Annotated in this window: 14 protein-coding genes and 1 pseudogene; 6 read left to right on the top strand and 9 right to left on the bottom strand. The window is 65.1% G+C overall.

Annotated elements, in window-relative coordinates; genetic code table 11:
* Position 1: 1 nt before the first annotated feature.
* From istA to VCJ09_RS00830, 4 genes and pseudogenes are all read right to left on the bottom strand, one after another.
* A pseudogene (istA, locus tag VCJ09_RS00845) lies at positions 2 to 1,546 on the bottom strand (IS21 family transposase); the annotation flags it as partial.
* Between the two features lie 209 nt (positions 1,547 to 1,755).
* Positions 1,756 to 2,277: a hypothetical protein gene (locus tag VCJ09_RS00840; protein ID WP_324732745.1), complete on the bottom strand. Its 522-nt coding sequence runs from the start codon at positions 2,275 to 2,277 to the stop codon at positions 1,756 to 1,758.
* A gap of 44 nt (positions 2,278 to 2,321) precedes the next feature.
* Entirely contained in the window at positions 2,322 to 2,741 is a 420-nt protein-coding gene (locus VCJ09_RS00835) for a hypothetical protein (RefSeq protein WP_324732744.1), read from the bottom strand.
* 359 nt (positions 2,742 to 3,100) lie between these two features.
* Positions 3,101 to 3,331 carry a hypothetical protein gene (locus VCJ09_RS00830; protein WP_324732743.1) on the bottom strand — a complete coding sequence of 77 codons (231 nt, stop codon included), beginning with the start codon at positions 3,329 to 3,331 and terminating at the stop codon, positions 3,101 to 3,103.
* Between the two features lie 174 nt (positions 3,332 to 3,505).
* On the opposite strand from VCJ09_RS00830, the gene VCJ09_RS00825 reads away from it, so the two are divergent.
* Positions 3,506 to 5,167, top strand: coding sequence for a SulP family inorganic anion transporter (locus VCJ09_RS00825; protein WP_324732742.1), 1,662 nt, complete (start codon positions 3,506 to 3,508; stop codon positions 5,165 to 5,167).
* Between the two features lie 225 nt (positions 5,168 to 5,392).
* On the opposite strand, the gene VCJ09_RS00820 is transcribed toward VCJ09_RS00825, so the two are convergent.
* Complete coding sequence (locus tag VCJ09_RS00820) at positions 5,393 to 5,581, bottom strand: ribbon-helix-helix domain-containing protein (RefSeq protein WP_079204240.1); 189 nt, start codon at positions 5,579 to 5,581, stop codon at positions 5,393 to 5,395.
* 218 nt (positions 5,582 to 5,799) lie between these two features.
* Between VCJ09_RS00820 and betI the strand changes: the two genes are divergently transcribed.
* The 3 genes from betI (at position 5,800) to betA (ending at position 10,127) form a co-directional block, all read left to right on the top strand.
* Positions 5,800 to 6,408: a transcriptional regulator BetI gene (betI, locus tag VCJ09_RS00815; RefSeq protein WP_324732741.1), complete on the top strand. Its 609-nt coding sequence runs from the start codon at positions 5,800 to 5,802 to the stop codon at positions 6,406 to 6,408.
* A 332-nt stretch (positions 6,409 to 6,740) separates the two neighbouring features.
* On the top strand, positions 6,741 to 8,213 hold the full coding sequence (gene betB, locus VCJ09_RS00810) for a betaine-aldehyde dehydrogenase (protein WP_324732740.1): 1,473 nt from the start codon (positions 6,741 to 6,743) through the stop codon (positions 8,211 to 8,213).
* Between the two features lie 228 nt (positions 8,214 to 8,441).
* Positions 8,442 to 10,127 carry a choline dehydrogenase gene (gene betA, locus VCJ09_RS00805; protein ID WP_324732739.1) on the top strand — a complete coding sequence of 562 codons (1,686 nt, stop codon included), beginning with the start codon at positions 8,442 to 8,444 and terminating at the stop codon, positions 10,125 to 10,127.
* Between the two features lie 15 nt (positions 10,128 to 10,142).
* Here the strand turns inward: betA and VCJ09_RS00800 are convergent, their stop codons facing one another.
* From VCJ09_RS00800 to norR, 4 genes are all read right to left on the bottom strand, one after another.
* Positions 10,143 to 11,240 carry a lipocalin-like domain-containing protein gene (locus VCJ09_RS00800; RefSeq protein WP_324732738.1) on the bottom strand — a complete coding sequence of 366 codons (1,098 nt, stop codon included), beginning with the start codon at positions 11,238 to 11,240 and terminating at the stop codon, positions 10,143 to 10,145.
* Between the two features lie 126 nt (positions 11,241 to 11,366).
* Positions 11,367 to 13,841 carry an FtsX-like permease family protein gene (locus VCJ09_RS00795; protein WP_324732737.1) on the bottom strand — a complete coding sequence of 825 codons (2,475 nt, stop codon included), beginning with the start codon at positions 13,839 to 13,841 and terminating at the stop codon, positions 11,367 to 11,369.
* A gap of 1 nt (position 13,842) precedes the next feature.
* Positions 13,843 to 14,505 carry an ABC transporter ATP-binding protein gene (locus VCJ09_RS00790; RefSeq protein ID WP_324732736.1) on the bottom strand — a complete coding sequence of 221 codons (663 nt, stop codon included), beginning with the start codon at positions 14,503 to 14,505 and terminating at the stop codon, positions 13,843 to 13,845.
* A gap of 352 nt (positions 14,506 to 14,857) precedes the next feature.
* Complete coding sequence (gene norR / locus VCJ09_RS00785; RefSeq protein WP_324732735.1) at positions 14,858 to 16,408, bottom strand: nitric oxide reductase transcriptional regulator NorR; 1,551 nt, start codon at positions 16,406 to 16,408, stop codon at positions 14,858 to 14,860.
* Between the two features lie 213 nt (positions 16,409 to 16,621).
* Between norR and hmpA the strand changes: the two genes are divergently transcribed.
* Complete coding sequence (hmpA, locus tag VCJ09_RS00780; protein WP_324732734.1) at positions 16,622 to 17,803, top strand: NO-inducible flavohemoprotein; 1,182 nt, start codon at positions 16,622 to 16,624, stop codon at positions 17,801 to 17,803.
* Between the two features lie 64 nt (positions 17,804 to 17,867).
* On the top strand, positions 17,868 to 18,194 hold the full coding sequence (locus VCJ09_RS00775; protein WP_324732733.1) for a transmembrane sensor/regulator PpyR: 327 nt from the start codon (positions 17,868 to 17,870) through the stop codon (positions 18,192 to 18,194).
* The last annotated feature ends 93 nt before the right edge of the window (positions 18,195 to 18,287 follow it).

The raw sequence follows: 18,287 nt of genomic DNA, 5'->3' as shown, positions 1-18,287 counted from the left end.
TGTAATAGTCGGCACCGCGCACGTTCTCGTGGCAGGCGGGTTGAGCGACGGCGGAGGCCTTGGGCAGCGGTTGCTGGTCGAGCCCTTGTTTGAGCAGGTTGCGTACGGTGCGGCTGTTGAGGGCGCGCAGTTGTACGGCGCGGCTGGCTGCCGCCTCCAGGCGCTCGTTGCCATAGTGGCGAGCCAGCGAGAGCAGGCCCAGGCAGGAGCGGTAACCCATCTCCGGATGGGGTTTGTGGGTCAGTTGATGTTCGACGATCTGCCGCACGTGCGGGCCGATCCGCTCGCCCCAGTCGAGCAGGCGCTGAGGTGTCCAGTCGCGATGGGCCTTGTGCGAGGCCGGCATGTGTTCGCTCTGGGTGCTGTAGGCGCCGCGCCGCGAGAGCAACAGGTGGCTGGCGACCCGGCGGTGGCCATGCAGGATTTCGACGGTATGGGCGCTCACTCGGGCGTCGACGCTTTGCCGGGCCAAGGCCGAGGGCACGCTGTAAAAGCCGCCATTCACCTCGATGTGGTAATCGATGTTGACCTTGCAGCGCTTGAAGGTCACGACCTCATACGGGTGCGCCGGCAACGGCCTGAGCGCTGGCTGGTCGAGTTGCTCGAACCAGTCCCGTCGGCATCCGTCGAGTTTTTTGAACGGACGTCGGTTCAAGTCCTCCAGCAAGACGGCGATGGCCTGATTGAGCGCATGCAGACTGAAGAACTGCTGATGCCGCAACCGCGCCATGATCCAGCGCTCGACCACTTGCACGGCCACCTCTGCCTTGGCTTTGTCCTGAGGCTTGCGCGGTCGCGCTGGGAGCATGATGGCGCCGTAATGCTGGGCACATTCCAGTGCGGCGCGATTCAGGCCCGGCTCATAACGGTCAGGCCGGGAGATCAGGGCGCGCGGGTTGTCCGGCACGATCATTTCGGGGACGCCACCAAAGTAGCTGAGGGCCTGGCTCAACGCCGTCAGCCAGTCCACTTGGGTCTCGCCCGGCGTGGCGCACGCGTAGGTGTAGTTCGAGGCACCGAGGGCCGCGACGAAGATATGCGCCTGGCTGATCTCGCCGGTGCCGGCGTCGATCACCGGCAACGTCGGCCCGGCGTAGTCGATGAACAGCTTCTCGCCGGCGCGGTGCTGCTGGCGCATCGAGCGCTTGAGCGTACGGGCGTAGATGCGGTAATGCTCGACGAACTGAGTGTAGCGGTAGGTCGGTTGGTCGGGATGAGCGGCGGTGTATTCCTCCCACAGCAGTTGTAGCGTCACGCCTTTACGACGTAGTTCGCGGTGCAGAGTGATCACGTCGGGCAACACGCGGTCGCCGCGTGTGTGCACGACTTTGGCGGCCGGAATCAGGGCGGCGCCAAGCGCCGCCTCATCCAGTAACGCCAGCGCGGGCCACTCGATGCCGGTGTCGCGCGCCGCCTTGATGTACTTGCTGACGACGCCCTTGGACAGTTGCAAGGCGCGGGCGATTTTCTCGTGAGATAGGTCGGCCTCGAACTTGAGGCGCAGGCATTCTTTGATATTACGCATGGCTACTCGCTGCGCCGCCATCCTTCGATTCCCCGAAATGGGACGCAGGGTGGCGGCGGGTCAGGTCATGCGCAACGGAGTGGAGGGTATTTCGCTAACAACGTGACCGGCCATTTCGGTAAGGGCGTGACCGGCTGTTTCGGAACAGGCGGAAAATCGGTCACGTTGTTAGCGAAATGAGCGGTCACACGTTAGCGAAATGGTCGGTCATGATGTACCGAAACGGGCGGTCACGATGGGCCGAAATACGCAGCCAGGCAGCGATGCTCAAGCAAAAATGGCGCAATTGCCGCGGGCGTCTTGTCGTTGAGTAGTTTCAGTCGTGCCGCCGGAGCGAGCGGCTCCAACTGCCGAACCAGGGCACCAGCACGGTTGAGGTGCAACCACTCGAGCAGATGCCACAACAAGCTTGGCGACAGGACTCGTCCTATGGCAAAACTGATCGACAGCGCCGCCAGCGTGCACAGGTAGATAAGCAGCGCACCCTTGCTTCCGAGTAAAAACATCAGTGCCAGGCCGATCTCTATGCCCGGCATGAAAGGTGTGGCCATAAGCAGCACGTAGAGCAACACGAATCCCAGAACCATGGCATGCATGATGGGTTCGTGGCGAGGAAATAGCTGGAAGTCGATCTGTTGCATCAGCCAGGAACCGCCGACATTCAGCACCACCACAAGCGCCACAAACAGTGTGATCTTCAGGTAGCGAGCCCACCGCAAGGGCAGCTCAACCGTATGCCTGGGTTCGGCCATTGGCAGGTCTCCATGGAGAACTTACAGGGGCGCACGAAGCCCGCCTACTGCTTCAGCGTACCCTTGAACCAGTATTCGCGACGGGTATCCCAGTACCAGCGTTCCTTGGTCCAGACGAAGGTCGCTTGTGCCACATCGCCATCAACCACGCCCTGCCAGGCGATCTGACCGTGGCTGGGGCTGATGGTGACTACCTCGAAGTAGATACGCGAACCCTCGACCTTGGTTGAGTATTCGCTGCTGCCAAAGTTGTAGGGCTCGCAAGAACCAGAAGTGAACAGGCCGTCGGCGAAGATGAGCGCCTCCCCCTCAACAGTCGCCAGCGGGTGGCCTTTTTCTCCGTTCTTGCCCACGAATGTCTTGCCATCCAGCAGATGAGAAGACTCGGCGGCGTAACTCGCCGCGACCCCGAGCGCCCCCACTACGGCGGCAACCAGCAGGCTGGCAAAAAAACGATTGATCATCGTCAACCTCCAATCAAGCAGCCAGAAAAGGTCTTCTCCCGCCGTGCACAACAGGCTCGCACAGAGAACTCATCAATTATCAGTCTAGCAAGGCACTGCAACAGCACCGCGACGCCGGCCGAGCGGTAAGCCATGAGGCTTGCACAGGCCACACGCTGCCCAGCGGCTTCCCAAACCGGGCGGATGGCGAAGCCCCCCCGGCCGAACTCATAGAGCGGCAGGATCAGCGGCAGGCCGATCCACATCAGAGGAGTTAGATCACGGTTTTGCTGACCACGCCCTCTGCTTAATAGTAGTCCGCCCCCCTATGGTTTTTGGGAGACGCTCCGCTCCCCTCAGGAAGGTGCCCGCTTCGACGCTTAGAAGTGGATCTCGGCGTTCTTGATCCCCAGCTCGCGCAACTCGTCGATCAAGTCATCCAGATGGATAAATGATTCGACCTCCTCGCGTTCGTCGACCAGGAAATAGCTTCTCCCCGCATCTTTCTTGAAGAACACGATCCACTCTTTGAGGCTGGTCGGGTTGGCAATCACATGGGTGTCAAAGGTGACGCCCTCGGCATGTTTGGTTTTAACGTCGTTACGGTTCATCTGGTCATCCGCTGGTTGGTGCTCGCGCACTCCTGTGCGCTCAATGTCAGTCGCCGGTACCGCTTGCCTCAGCCAGAAAAGGCCTGGCACGAGTCTAGGGGCGGTCGAGCAAAGAGCCGTTTTATTATCACCACATGATAATATCACGCACATGCACTCGCTGAGGAGCTCGCCATGATTGCAGTACGTGAAGCGTGGAAGGCCGGTTTGCTGGGGCGCAAGCACTGGCTGAGCAATCTGGTCTCCGGTGTAATCGTCGGGATAGTTGCGCTGCCGCTGGCAATGGCCTTTGCCATTGCCTCGGGGGTCAAGCCGGAGCAAGGCATCTATACGGCGATCATTGCCGGCGTGCTGGTATCCCTGTTTGGCGGCAGTCGCGTGCAAATCGCCGGACCAACCGGCGCGTTCATTGTGATCCTGGCGAGCATCACGGCCGCGCACGGCATCGACGGCCTGCAGATCGCCACCATGATGGCCGGCGTCATGCTGCTGTTGCTGGGGATTACCCGGCTTGGCTCAGTGATCAAATTCATTCCCGCCCCGGTGATCGTCGGCTTCACGGCCGGGATCGGGGTGATCATCTGGGTCGGCCAATGGCAATACTTCTTCGGCTTGCCCACAGTCGGCGGTGAGCACTTTCATGAGAAGTTCTGGCATTTGCTCCAGGTGCTACCGCAATTGCACCCGGCAACCACGCTGTTGGCCCTCCTCAGCCTGAACCTGGTGCTGCTGTCGCCCAAGTTACCGGGGCTCAAGCGCGTGCCCGGCCCGCTGGTGGCGATGCTGGTGGTCACGCTTATCCAGTCGTTTTTTCACTTCAATGGCGTGGCCACGATCGGCAGTGCCTTTGGCGGCATCCCCCAGGGCCTGCCGGATTTCGGTCTACCTGAAGTCACCTTGCCACGGATTATCGAGCTGATCGGCCCGGCCTTTGCGATTGCCATGCTGGGGGCGATCGAGTCGCTGCTGTCGGCCGTGGTAGCCGACGGCATGACGGCCACCAAGCATGACTCCAACCAGGAACTGGTCGGCCAGGGCATTGCCAACCTGCTCACCCCTTTATTCGGCGGCTTCGCCGCCACTGGCGCGATTGCGCGCACGGCAACCAATATCCGTAACGGCGGCACCAGCCCACTCGCCGGCATCATGCACGCGATCACCCTGCTGCTGATCATCCTGTTCCTGGCCCCGCTGGCCGCGGACATTCCGTTGTGTGCACTGGCGGCAATCCTCTTCGTGGTCGCCTACAACATGAGCGAACTGCGGCATTTCAAGCGCATGGTGCAGCGCGCTCCACGGGCAGACGTGGCGATTCTGCTGATCACCTTCGGCCTGACGGTATTCAGTGACCTGGTGGTTGCCGTGAACATCGGCGTGATCCTGGCGATGCTGCATTTCATGCACCGCATGGCCACCTCCGTGGAAGTGCAGCAGGTCGTCGAACAAGAACTAGAGGCGGAGTTACGCGTCGGCGGTCATAGTCGCCTGCCAGCCGGCGTGCTGGTGTACACGATTGAAGGGCCGCTGTTCTTTGCGGCAGCAGAGACCTTCGAGCGGGCGCTGGCACAAACCCACACCGACCCACGCTTGCTGGTGATTCGCCTGAACCGCGTGCCGTTCATGGATATCACCGGCCTGCAAACGCTGGAGGAAGTCATCCAGCAACTGCACAAACGCAAGATCGTAGTGAAACTCTGCGAGGCGAACCCCAAGGTGCTGGCCAAGCTGGATAAGGCGGGCATCCTGCAAGAGATCGGCGCGGCGCATTATCACACCGACTTCAACGCCGCGCTGGGCGCCTACGAGGAGCGCGAGCAGGTACCGGGCCAGAGCTGAGCCAGCCAAGGCGTGGCCGGGCAGCAGGGTGAGCCGCTCAGAGGCTGTGAAAATATCAAGCGCCGTCGCGAGACCGTCTCCAGGCGTTCGCGGCAAGGCGCGCTGCGTGAAAAGCAGGGGAGTTTAGTGAGCTAAATGACCCTGCTTTTCACGTAGCGCAACGCCGTAGCGGTCGTTTGGAGGCGGCCGCAGTAGGCGGGAGTTTTTTCACAGCCGCTCAGCGGATCATGCCTTGGCGCTTGGCCCATGCTTGCTCTGGGTGGCGTAGGTGACGCCGTGGCTCTCGAGGTAATCGCGGATCAGTTGGCGCACGACCTGGGACGGGGTCAGGTCCTGCCCGGCGCACAGTTCCTCGAACGCCTTCTTCTTGACCGGATCAATCAGCACGGTGAGACGCGCAGTCTTGCTTTCCATAAAATCGCCAATCGCTTAAATTTGATGTTAATCAAATTGTAATGCTAGAGCCCGCTGCTGTCACTGTACGGGGCTCTGCCAACCCGGCCGGAGGGGTTGCTATCTGCCCAGCCACACCGGCGAGTCATGGGCAAAACGGCATATTTGTTTGATCGTTCAATAAAAATCGTCCTAGACTGCGCTCCACTCAGAAAAAAACTCAACCCACGGAGACACCGATGCCCAAGGTCGGAATGCAACCGATCCGCCGCTCGCAACTGATTGCGGCCACCCTCGAAGCCGTCGATCAGGTCGGCATGGGCGATGCCAGCATTGCCTATATTGCCCGGCTGGCTGGGGTTTCCAATGGCATCATCAGCCACTATTTCAAGGACAAGAACGGCCTACTCGACGCCACCATGCGCCACCTGATGCAGGCCCTGAGCAATGCGGTGCGCGCACGCCGGGCCGCGCTCAAGGACAACAGCCCGCGCGCGCACCTACGGGCAATAATCGACAGCAACTTCGACGCCAGCCAGATCAGCGGCCCAGCCATGAAAACCTGGCTGGCCTTCTGGGCCAGCAGCATGCATCAGCCTGCACTACGGCGCTTACAGCGGGTCAACGACCACCGCCTGTATTCCAACCTGTGCGGTCAGTTCCGCCGCGTGCTCCCCGTGCAGCAGGCCCGCACCGCCTCGCGCGGCCTGGCCGCCTTGATCGACGGTCTTTGGCTGCGCGGGGCGTTGTCCGGCGGCAGCTTCGACACCGAACAGGCGATCCAGATCGCCTACGACTATCTCGACCAGCAATTGGCCAAGAAGCAGCCCGAGCACCGCGCCGCCTGAGCCTGCACGTTCGCAGGCAAGCCGGGCACGCTCGAAAAGCTCGGTAATTTCCCTGAACCGCAGGCGCAGAACACTCGGCCGGCGCCAGCGCGCGCTGCGCAATGACCACCCCGCCTCAACAGCGCGCTTGTCGCATCCAGACCGCCACAGGTCGCTCTGGATTATTTTCATTGATTGATCGTTCAATAAAAATACCGTAGGCTGATTTCCACTCTTTCCAGCCGGGAGATTGTCGCCGCACGCGACATTTGAACCTGCCGATCCATCTGGCCAAGGCGCACTGAAGTCGCCAGCCAGCCTTGCGAAGACCACAGACACGAGAGGATTCAACCATGGCCCGATTCGACGAACAGAAGCTTTACATCGGTGGTCGCTATGTCGATTCGACCAGCGGCGCCACCTTCGAAAGCATCAATCCGGCCAATGGTGAAGTGCTCGCCAACGTCCAGCGCGCCAGCCAGGCCGACGTCGAACACGCAGTAGCCAGCGCCACCGCAGGGCAGAAGGTGTGGGCGGCGATGACCGCCATGCAGCGTTCGCGCATCCTGCGCAAGGCAGTGGAGATCCTGCGTGAACGTAACGACGAGCTGGCCGAGCTGGAAACCCTCGACACCGGCAAGCCGCTGTCGGAAACCCGCTCCGTCGATATCGTCACCGGCGCCGACGTGCTCGAGTATTACGCCGGCCTGGTGCCCGCCATCGAAGGCCAGCAGATTCCCCTGCGCGACAGTGCGTTCGTCTACACCCGCCGCGAGCCGCTGGGCGTGGTCGCCGGTATTGGCGCGTGGAACTACCCGATCCAGATCGCCCTGTGGAAATCCGCCCCGGCCCTGGCCGCTGGCAACGCGATGATCTTCAAGCCCAGCGAAGTCACCTCGCTGACCACCCTCAAGCTGGCCGAGATCTACACCGAGGCCGGCCTGCCGGATGGTGTGTTCAACGTGCTCACCGGCAGCGGCCGTGAAGTCGGCCAGTGGCTGACCGAACACCCAGGCATCGAGAAGATTTCCTTCACCGGTGGCACCGTTACCGGCAAGAAGGTCATGGCCAGCGCCTCCAGCTCCTCGCTGAAGGCAGTGACCATGGAGCTGGGCGGTAAATCGCCGCTGATCATCTTCGAGGACGCCGACCTCGACCGCGCCGCCGACATCGCGATGATGGCCAACTTCTATAGTTCCGGTCAGGTCTGCACCAACGGCACCCGGGTGTTCGTGCCGCGCATGCTGCAGGCACGCTTCGAGAGCAAGGTGCTGGAGCGGGTCAAGCGCATTCGCCTGGGCAATCCGCAGGACGACAACACCAACTTCGGCCCGCTGGTCAGCGTGGCCCATATGGAGAGCGTACTCGATTACATCGCCAAGGGCCGCAGCGAAGGCGCACGCCTGCTGATCGGCGGCGAGCGGGTCAGCCACGGTGAATTCGCCCAGGGCGCCTATGTCGCGCCGACCGTGTTCACCGATTGCACCGACGCCATGACCATCGTGCGCGAAGAAATCTTCGGCCCGGTGATGAGCATCCTGGTCTATGACAGCGAAGACGAAGTGATCCGCCGCGCCAACGACACCGACTACGGCCTGGCGGCTGGCGTGGTGACCCGTGATTTGGCGCGCGCACACCGGGTGATCCACCAGCTGGAAGCCGGTATTTGCTGGATCAATACCTGGGGCGAATCGCCGGCGGAAATGCCAGTGGGCGGCTACAAGCAGTCCGGGATCGGCCGCGAGAATGGCCTGAGCACCCTGGAGCATTACACCCAGACCAAGTCGGTCGAGGTCGAACTGGGCGACTACGCCTCGGTGTTTTGAGCCCTTTCAGCGACCCGTAGAGTGGGTTAGCGGCGCCGGGCAGCACGCTCACGCGCGACGCGGGCAAGACGCCGCATAACCCACCAGCCCGCGACAGGGTTCAACCCGGCGGGTTACGGCGCACAACGATCGGATACAGGCCCCGACTATGCCCGGCGCCTAACCCTCCCTACGAAAAGCTGCAGAAAGCCTCGGGACTTGCCTACAGGCTTATAGCAGGAGGTTTCAATGTCCCAAGAATTCGACTACATCATCATCGGCGCCGGCTCGGCCGGTAACGTGCTGGCCACTCGCCTGACCGAGGATGCCGACGTCAGCGTGTTGCTGCTGGAAGCCGGCGGCCCGGACTACCGCCTGGATTTCCGCACCCAGATGCCCGCGGCACTGGCCTTCCCGCTGCAGGGCCGCCGCTACAACTGGGCCTACGAGACCGAGCCGGAACCCTTCATGAACAACCGGCGCATGGAATGCGGGCGCGGCAAAGGCCTGGGTGGCTCATCGCTGATCAACGGCATGTGCTACATCCGCGGTAACGCCCTCGACTACGACGGCTGGGCCAAGGACAAGGGCCTGGAAGACTGGAGCTATCTGGACTGCCTGCCGTATTTCCGCAAGGCCGAGAGCCGCGACAGCGGCGCCAACGCTTACCACGGCGGCGATGGCCCGGTTAGCGTGTGCACGCCGAAGACCGGCAACAATCCACTGTTCCACGCCATGGTCGAGGCAGGCGTGCAGGCGGGTTACCCGCGTACCGACGACTTGAACGGCTTCCAGCAGGAAGGCTTCGGCCCGATGGACCGTACCGTGACCCCCAAGGGCCGGCGCGCCAGTACCGCGCGCGGTTATCTCGACCAGGCCAAGGGCCGGCCGAACCTGACCATCGTCACCCACGCCCTGACCGATCGCATCCTGTTCAGCGGTAAGCGCGCCATCGGTGTCGACTACCTGCAGGGCGACAGCACTACTCCGACCACCGTCAAAGCGCGCCGCGAAGTGCTGCTGTGCAGCGGGGCCATTGCCTCGCCGCAGATCCTCCAGCGCTCGGGCGTCGGCCCGGCCGCGCTGCTGCGCGACCTGGACATTGCGCTGGTACACGAGCTGCCCGGAGTCGGCGAGAACCTCCAGGACCACCTGGAGATGTACCTGCAGTACGCCTGCAAGCAGCCGGTCTCGCTGTACCCGGCGCTGCAATGGTGGAACCAGCCGAAGATCGGCGCCGAGTGGATGTTCCTCGGTAAGGGCACCGGCGCCAGCAACCAGTTCGAGGCCGGTGGTTTCATCCGCACCAGCGCCGACTTCGAGTGGCCGAACATCCAGTACCACTTCCTGCCGGTGGCGATCAATTACAACGGCAGCAACGCGGTCAAGGAACACGGCTTCCAGGCCCATGTCGGCTCCATGCGCTCACCGAGCCGCGGTCGCGTCCAGGCCACGTCGAAAGACCCGCGCCAACACCCGAGTATCCTGTTCAACTACATGGCCAACCCACAGGACTGGCAGGAGTTTCGCGACGGCATCCGCATCACCCGCGAGATCATGAACCAATCGGCACTCGATCCCTTCCGCGGTCGCGAACTCAGCCCCGGCGCCGCGGTGCAGAGCGACGCCGAACTGGATGCCTTCGTCCGCGATCATGCAGAAACCGCCTTCCACCCGTCCTGCTCCTGCAAGATGGGCGAAGACGCCATGGCGGTGGTCGATGGCCAGGGCCGCGTGCACGGGATGCAGGGCCTGCGAGTGGTCGACGCATCGATTATGCCGCTGATCACCACCGGCAACCTCAATGCACCGACCATCATGATGGCCGAGAAGATCGCCGACAAAATCCGCGGGCGTACTCCGCTGCCACGCAGCACTGCGCCCTACTATGTGGCGGGCAGCGCAGCGGTGCGCCAAACCCCGCAGCGCAGCTGAAGACGACCGCGCACCTCAATAGCCGGTCATTTCCAGGTAGCCAACACCCTGGTGGCTGCCGCTGAAACGGATCGGCCCCTCCCAGTAGGGAAACCGGGTGGCCATCCAGGCCTGCTCCTGCAGCGCCGTGGTGTCGATGGCGAAAGCCTTGGCCGCGATGCGCAGGGTCCAGGCGGTCGGCAGGCGCCGACCGGCAACGCGGCTGAAGCGCACGGGCACCATTTCGATGTCCTCCTGGCTCAGCGGCTGGGCCTGGCCGTCCGCACCGATCCAGGTGCCGGCGCGGTAATGCGCGCCGCCGGCCTGGCGCAACTGGAACAGCATCAGCTTCTCGCCCGCCTGCAGATGCAGGGAGAACCAGTCCCAACCCAGTTGATCGGGCGCCAGCGGCTGGCTGCTCCATTCGCGGTCGAGCCAGGCCTGGCCCTTGACCGCATGGCGCTGGCCATCCAGCAGCAGGCTGCCCTCGGCCTGGAAGAACGGCTGACTGTAGTAATAGGAGGCCTGGCCCTGGCCGGACTTCTGGCTGAACCCCTGCATCCCCTGCAGCACCGGCCGACGCGCGCTGGTGAGGCGCAGACGATAGCTGAAGCCCTTGCCGCGGGCGTGCAACTGCAGCTCGCCCAGGCCGCCATTGGCCGGGCTGCGACTGCGTAGCTGCCAGTCGTCGATCCAGGCCTGCAAGGGTGCGGCCACAACCCCGGCCTGGCCGATACCGCCACGGGCGAAGGTCTCGGCATAGCGATGGCCGTCCGCACCAGTCACCGCGGCATGGCCCATCCACAGGTTCTGGTTGCGCCAGTCCGTCTCCTGCGAGCCAGGCTGCAGGGCGTTGCGAAACAGCGTCCACTGCACGCCCCAGGCGCGGCCCTGCGCGTCCTCCAGGTTGGCGGTGAGGTACCACCACTCGATGCGATGATCCAGATGCGCGCCGTGGTCGGCCGGGAACGCAAACACCCGCCCCGGCTCGACCCGGGCGAACGCTGTCGCCGAGCGGCCCAACCCGGCAAAGCCTTCGACCGGCGGCGTTTCGGCTTCGCAGGCGGCGAGCAGCAGGCCGGTGAGCAGCGCCAGGCAGGCGTTGGCACAGCCTCTCTCGCCCCCACGGGCCATGTGCTTTTGTAGGAGCGGGCCACGCCCGCGAAAACCGTCGACGCGAAAGTCTCGCGGGCATGGGACTGGGCGTCCCTCCTCGCTCCTACAGTTCCGTGAGCGCACGCAATCCATCACCGAATCCTCCTAGCGTTCCCCGGCGAAGCTGCGCAACAGGGCCGCCGGGGTACTGCGACCGAGTTGCCAGAGCGGCCAGGCGCTGGCCAGCAGGGTGGCGAGCAGCGCCAGGCCGAACAGTTGCAGAAGCTGGCCGGGGAAGACATGCAGCGGCAGGCGCCAACCGAAGGCCTGCACGTTGATCACCGCGACCAGGCACCAGGCCAGCAACAGACCCAGCGGCAGCGCCAGGAGCAGAGTCAGCACGGCCAGCAACAGGGTCTGGCCGAGGCTCAGCCAGGCCAGTTGCGTGCGGCCGACACCCAGTGCCCAGAGCGGCGCCAGCTGGCTCAGGCGGGTCTGGCCGAGGGTCAGCAAACTGATCAACAGCGCCACCCCGGCCACGCCCAGGGTCAGGCTGTTGAGTGCGGCGGTGGCGGCGAAGGTGCGCTCGAATACCCGGCTCGACCAAGCCTTGAGCGCGGCCTGGTCGATCAACCGGCTGTCGTCCAGGGCAAAGCGCGCCTGCAGCGCCTGGATCAATCCGGGCACCTCTGCGGCCGGCAGACGCAGGCTGAAACTGCGCGGGGCCAGCCCCGGCCAGTAGCGTTGCAGGCCCGCCGCATCGACCAGCAGATGACCCTTGGGATTGCCGTAGTCGGCATAGATGCCGAGCACCTCCAGCTCCCAGGCGCCACTCGGGGTGGGCAGACGCAGACGCTCGCCCAGCTGCAGATCGAGGCGCCGCGCCAGTTGTTCGCTGAGCATCAGGCCCTGCTGCCGCTCCAGGCGCTCCCAGGCCCCGGCACTGGCGCTCAGCAACGGCCAGTGCTCGCGGTAATGCGCCTGCGCGCGGATGCCGCTCAGCTGTGCCGGCCAGCCCTGCAGTTGCAGCTCGACCCGCCAGCTCGGCAGCAGCGCGCGCACCTGCGGCTGCTCGCTCAACCAGGCCTCGATAGCCGTGGCCTGGCTGGCGTCGGCCGGGTTCAGGTAGAGCTCGGCGGCCAGGCGTTGGTCGAGCCAGCCACTGAAGGTCTGGCGAAAGCCCGCGGTCATGCTGCCGACGCCGATGTTCGCCGCCAGCGCCAGCAACAGGGCCATCAACGCCAGCGCCAGACTCGGCAGTTGCTGGCGGCTGTCGGCGACGAACCACTGGGTCAGCGGCGTACGGCAATGTGCTAGCCAGGCCTCGAGCAAGCGGCTCAGGCCCACCGGCAACGCCAGGGCCGCGCCCAGCAGCAAGGCGGCGAGCAGGACGAAGCCGGCCGCCAGGCTGTCGCCGAACCACAGCGCGAGCAGCGCCACACAGCCAAGCAGCGCCGCTAGCCAGCCCTGACGGCGCAGCCAGCGCGCCTGGGCCTGCTGCCAGGCCTCGGGCTGAGCCAAGGCCAACAGCGGCAGACGCGCGGCGCGCAGCAGACTGCCGGCGCCCGCGCACAACGCCCCGAGTAGGCAGACCAGCAGGCCGCCCAGCCACCACTGCGGCGCCAGGCTGAGCCGCCCGGCCACCTCGGCGCCATACAGGCTACGCAGGCTGGCGGCGACATCCGGCAACAGCCAGGCCGCCACGGCATAACCGCTGAGCAACCCGGCGACCGCGCCGAGCAGCGCCAGCACGCCGAGTTCCACGACCAGGGCGACCAGCAGGCCACGCAGACTCACCCCACAGGTGCGCAGGTTGCGCAGCAACACCCGGCGCTGCTCCAGGGCCAGACCGATGGCGGCGTGGACGATGAACAGGCCGACGACGAAGGCCAGCAGGCCGAGGGCGCTGAGGTTGAGGTGGAAGCTGTCGGTGAGCTGGGCCAGATCGGCACCCTCGTCACCGCGTTGCACCACCAGCTGCGCGGCCAATGCCGGCGGCAGCGGCGGCGCGGTACGGGCGAACTCGGCCGGCAGCAACAACCGCGAAATCTGTCCGCGGCCGTCGAGCAGGCGCTGGGCCACGCCGATGTCCACCAGCAGCACGCCGGGCGCCAACTGCGGCCACACCGACAGCGGCGGCAGGCGCTGGCCGGATTCGCTGAGCGGCTGCGCGCCGGCTGGCAGGCCAAGCTCGGCCAGGGTGTCGGCGGCAATCCAGCTGCGCCCGGGCCGACCGAGAAATGCCGCCAGATCCAGGCGCTCGCGCGTTTGCCCGGCCAGCGCGCTGCCGGCCGGCAGGGTCAATGGCTCGATGCCGATCAGTTGCAGGCGTTGTTCGGGCTGCCCGCGCAGGCGCAGGCGCCCTTGCAGCAGCGGCGAGACCGGCCAGCCGGCGCGACGCAAGTCGATGAAGTGCTGCTGGGCAAACCAGCTGCCATCGCGGGCGACCAGGCTGTAGCGGTCGCCGCCGAGCAGCTGACTGGCGCGGGCATAGCTGTCGCGGGCCTGGCTGTTCAGTGCCTGCACCCCGGCCCACAGGCTGGTGGCCAGCCACAGGCCGGCCAGTACGCTGAACAACTGCAGCGGATGGCGCCGCCAGTGGCTGGTCAGGGCACTCAGGGTCCAATACAGGCGGCGCATTTCAGGCCGCCTCCAGCAGACGCCCGCCCTGCAGGCACAGGCAACGTTGCAGACGGGCCGCCAGGCTGGCGCTATGGGTGACCATCAGCAGGCTGGTCGGGCTGCCAGCGAGCAGCTCCAGCAGCAGCGTCAGTACCTCGTCGGCGCTGCGCTCATCCAGGCTGCCGGTGGGCTCGTCGGCCAGCAGCAGCGGCGGCCTGCCCGCCAGCGCCCGGCCCAGCGCCACTCGCTGCTGCTGGCCGACCGAGAGCTGTTCGGGGTAGCGCCCAAGCAGGGCCGCCAGACCGAGACGCTCGACCAGTTCGGCCTGCCAGTGCGGGTCATGACGGCCGGCCAGGCGCGCCTGGAAGGCCAGGTTGTCGGCGACGCGCAGGCTGGCGATCAGGTTGAATTGCTGGAATACCAGGCCGATACCGCTGCGCCGCCAGGTCGCCAGTTGCCCCTCATGGAGGTCGCCCAGCACGCGGCCGTCGACCTCGATACGCCCGGCGTCGGCCCGATCCAGCCCGGCCAACAGGTGCAGCAGGGTGCTCTTGCCGCTGCCGGACTCGCCCATCAGGGCCAGGCTCTCCCCCGTCGCCAACTCCAGGTCGATGCCGCGCAACACCGCCAGCGCCCCCTGCGGCGTCGCATAGCTCTTGCACAAGCCCTGGACTTTCAGCATCGGTCTGCCACCTGAGTGCGGGGAGTGGTGCCGCAAAGAAGCCCCAGGCATCCGGCCGGACGAGGGCCACTCCTCTCTCAGTAAAGCAAAGCAACCGTTACCTGCAGCGACAGTTGCCGCCATTCGGTACTGGCGCCGGGGCTGGCGGCCTGCAGCGATCCCCGTCGCGCGCGGATTGCCTAGGCTGCTGAGCGCACTCGCCATGACGTGACGACATCAAGCGCCCCCGGCGGCTGGGTCTTGATCCAACATAGGCGCCCTGCGGCGACATGCCGCTGACCTAGATAAAGGCATGTCGCGGATTAGTCGATCGTCTACGCAACCACCGACCAGCGCCGGGATAGCGCGCGGACTATTTCAAACCCAGGCGCCGGGCCAGACGGATCAGGTTGGCGCGATCCACCCCCAGCTCGCGGGCGCTGTCGGCCCATTTGTGCTGGTGACGGGCCAGGGTCTGGCTGATCAGCTGCTTCTGGTAAGCATCCAGGGCCTCGCGCAGCGGCACGCCGCCGGCAACTTCGGGCAGCGCCAGCGGCGTCGGTTCGGCATGGCTTTGCTGCTGTGGCAGGTCCAATGCCTGGCTGTCGATGCTCAGGATGCGCGGTCGCTCGGCGCAGGCCGACAAGGCCTTGAGCGCGGCACGGCCGATCAGGTGCTCGAGTTCACGCACGTTGCCCGGCCAGTCGTGGGCCAGCAGGGCTTTCTGCGCATCGGCAGTCAGGCGCAGGCTGCGCAGCCCCAGGCGCGGGCGATTGTCCTCGAGGAAATAGCCGGCCAGCAGCAGGACGTCGCGGCCACGCTCGCGCAGCGCCGGGACTCTCAGCGGGTATACGCTCAGGCGATGGTAGAGGTCGGCGCGAAAACGCCCGGCACGCACCTCTTCGGCGAGGTCGCGGTTGCTCGCCGCCAGCACCCGCACATTGACCCGGTGCTCGCGGTCCGAGCCGACCCGCTGCAACTGCCCGCTCTGCAGCACCCGCAACAGCTTGGCCTGCACCACCACCGGCAGCTCGCCGACCTCATCGAGAAACAGGGTGCCGCCGTCGGCCAGCTCGAACTTGCCGCTGCGCTCGCTGACCGCACCGGAGAAGGCGCCCCGCACATGACCGAACAACTCGCTCTCGACCAGGGTCTCGGGCAAGGCCGCGCAGTTGAGGCTGATCAACGGCCGCATGGCGCGCGCCGACGCGGCATGGATAGCCTCGGCGACCAACTCCTTGCCGACCCCGGTTTCACCGCTGATCAGCACCGTCAGCTCGCTGTCGCCGACCAGCGCGATTTCCTCCTGCAGGCGTTTATGCAGCGGGCTCTGGCCGATCAGCTCGCGGGGCCGGTGCTGGTCGGCAGCCTGTTTGTAGACTTCGGCCAGCTGGTGCTCGTCCTCGACCCGGCGCAGCAACTGAGCGATGCGTTCATTGGCCATCACGGTGGCGGCGGCCAGGCTGGCGAACGCCGCCAGGCTGTCCAGGTCGACCCTGCCGAAGCTGGCCGGGTCCAGCGAATCGAGGGTCAGCAGGCCCCACAACTGATCCTGCAGATACAGCGGACAACCCAGGCAGTCATGCACCTCGAGGTGGCCGCGATGGCCTTCGACCAGACCATCGTAAGGATCCGGTAGGTCGCAGTCGGTGGCGAAACGGGTCGGCCCGCGCTGCGCCAGCAACGCCTGCAGGCGCGGATGCTCGCCAAGCTTGAAACGCCGGCCCAGGGTATCGGTGCTCAGGCCGTCTACCGCCAGCGGCACCAGCACCTCGCCCTCGAGTCTGAGCAAGGCCACCGCATCGCACGGCAACAACTGGCGCAGCGCCAGCAACAGCCGGCGATAGCGCTCGGCCTCGGGCAACTCGCGGGACAGGTCGGCAACCAGGGGGATCAATGCCGTCAGCAGCGGATTTGCTGTCATAAAGACTACTCGATGTCATTAGGACTCGACTCTGCACGCAGTCATAAAGACAGCGCTGCATGCAAGTCATTGAAATAATTAGACTATAAAAGTGGCACGAGTTGTGTAACACCCTAGACACCATGAACTTAGCACGCCTGAGCGCGGCGACCGAATGCTTCTCGATGATTGCCCGGCGCACCTCATGCTGCATAGCCACCCAGGAACCACTCAATGCTGACTGCCCAACAACGCACCCTGATCAAGGCCACAGTGCCGCTGCTGGAAACCGGCGGCGAAGCCCTGACCCGCCACTTCTACCAATTGATGCTCGGCGAATACCCGCAGGTACGCCCACTGTTCAACCAGGCGCACCAGGCCAGCGGCGAACAGCAACGCGCGCTGGCCAACGGCGTGCTGATGTACGCCCGCAATATCGACCGCCTGGAGGCCCTCGGCCCGCTGGTAGGGCAGATCGTCAGCAAGCATGTGTCGTTGCAGATCCTCCCCGAGCATTATCCGATCGTCGGTAGCTGCCTGTTGCGGGCGATTCGCGAGGTGCTCGGTGAGCAGATCGCCACCGACGAGGTAATCGACGCCTGGGGCGCCGCTTATGGCCAACTGGCGCAGATCCTGATTGATGCCGAAGAGGGCACCTATGCCGCCAACGCCGAAGCCACTGGCGGCTGGCGCGGCGCACGCGGCTTCCGGGTGGCGCAAAAAATCGTCGAAAGCGAGGAGATCGTCTCCCTGCACCTGGTCCCGGAAGACGGCGGCGCGCTGCTCGACTTCCAACCGGGCCAGTACATCGGCCTGCGCCTGCAGCTGGATGGCGAGGAGGTCCGCCGTAACTACTCGCTGTCGGCCTGCGGCAATGGTCGCGATTACCGCATCAGCGTCAAGCGCGAGCCCGGTGGCAAGGCCTCCAACTACCTGCACGATCAGGTGCAGGTCGGCGACCGCCTGGAACTGTTTCCGCCAGCCGGCGACTTCGTCCTGCGTGAGTCGACCAAGCCGCTGGTGCTGATCAGCGCAGGCGTCGGCATCACCCCAGCGCTGAGCATGCTCGAAGCGGCACGCGAGCATGGCCGGCCGATCCATTTCATCCACTGCGCCCGCCATGCCGGCGTGCATGCCTTCCGCAGCTGGGTCGACGCCCAGACCGAGGCCCACCCGCAGGTGCAGCATTTTGTCTGCTACAGCGAACCGCGCAGCGAAGACCAGGGCCATGCCGAGGGCTTCCTGACTCGCGAGCAACTGGCCGAGTGGCTGCCGCAGGAACGCGACTTGGACGCCTACTTCCTCGGCCCCAAGCCATTCATGGCCCAGGTGAAAAAGCACCTGCGCGAACTCGGCGTACCGGAACAGCAGAGCCACTACGAGTTCTTCGGCCCAGCCAGTTCGCTGGAGGCCTGAGCGGTTGTGCAAGCACTAGTGCCGACTGCGAGCGCCTGGAGTTGCACTCGCGATGGCGCTCGAGATGTTCACACCCGCTGAGTTCGACCCGTCCGGCGCGGTTGCGCCGGACGGTTTCCGCAACAGGAGCACCGTGATGAATCTATTCGATTGCCCGCAACGCCTGCTGCGCCTGTCCAACCAGCTGCTGTCGGGCGGTGGCGCCGCCCTGCTGTTGGGCGTGCTCGGCGCCTACGGTTGGGCCGAGCACCTCAGCCTGGGCACGCTGATAGGCGCACATAGCCTGACGATCCTCGGCCCGACGCTGTTGAAAGTCGGCTACGTGATACGCCTGCTCGCAGAAAAACCAGCGCGAGCTGGCGCCGCCACGGCCTGCTACTGCGCGGTCTGAAACCGGGCGAACGGCTGAATCGCCCACCCGGCGAGGATGCGCCGCGCGCACGCTAAGGGTCGCCGCAGCGTGGCCATGATCGGCAGAGAACAG

It is taken from the genome of Pseudomonas paeninsulae, from assembly GCF_035621475.1.
Taxonomy (GTDB): domain Bacteria; phylum Pseudomonadota; class Gammaproteobacteria; order Pseudomonadales; family Pseudomonadaceae; genus Aquipseudomonas; species Aquipseudomonas paeninsulae.
Note: the sequence above shows the minus strand (reverse complement) of the source record. Positions and strands in the feature narration are given on the sequence as shown.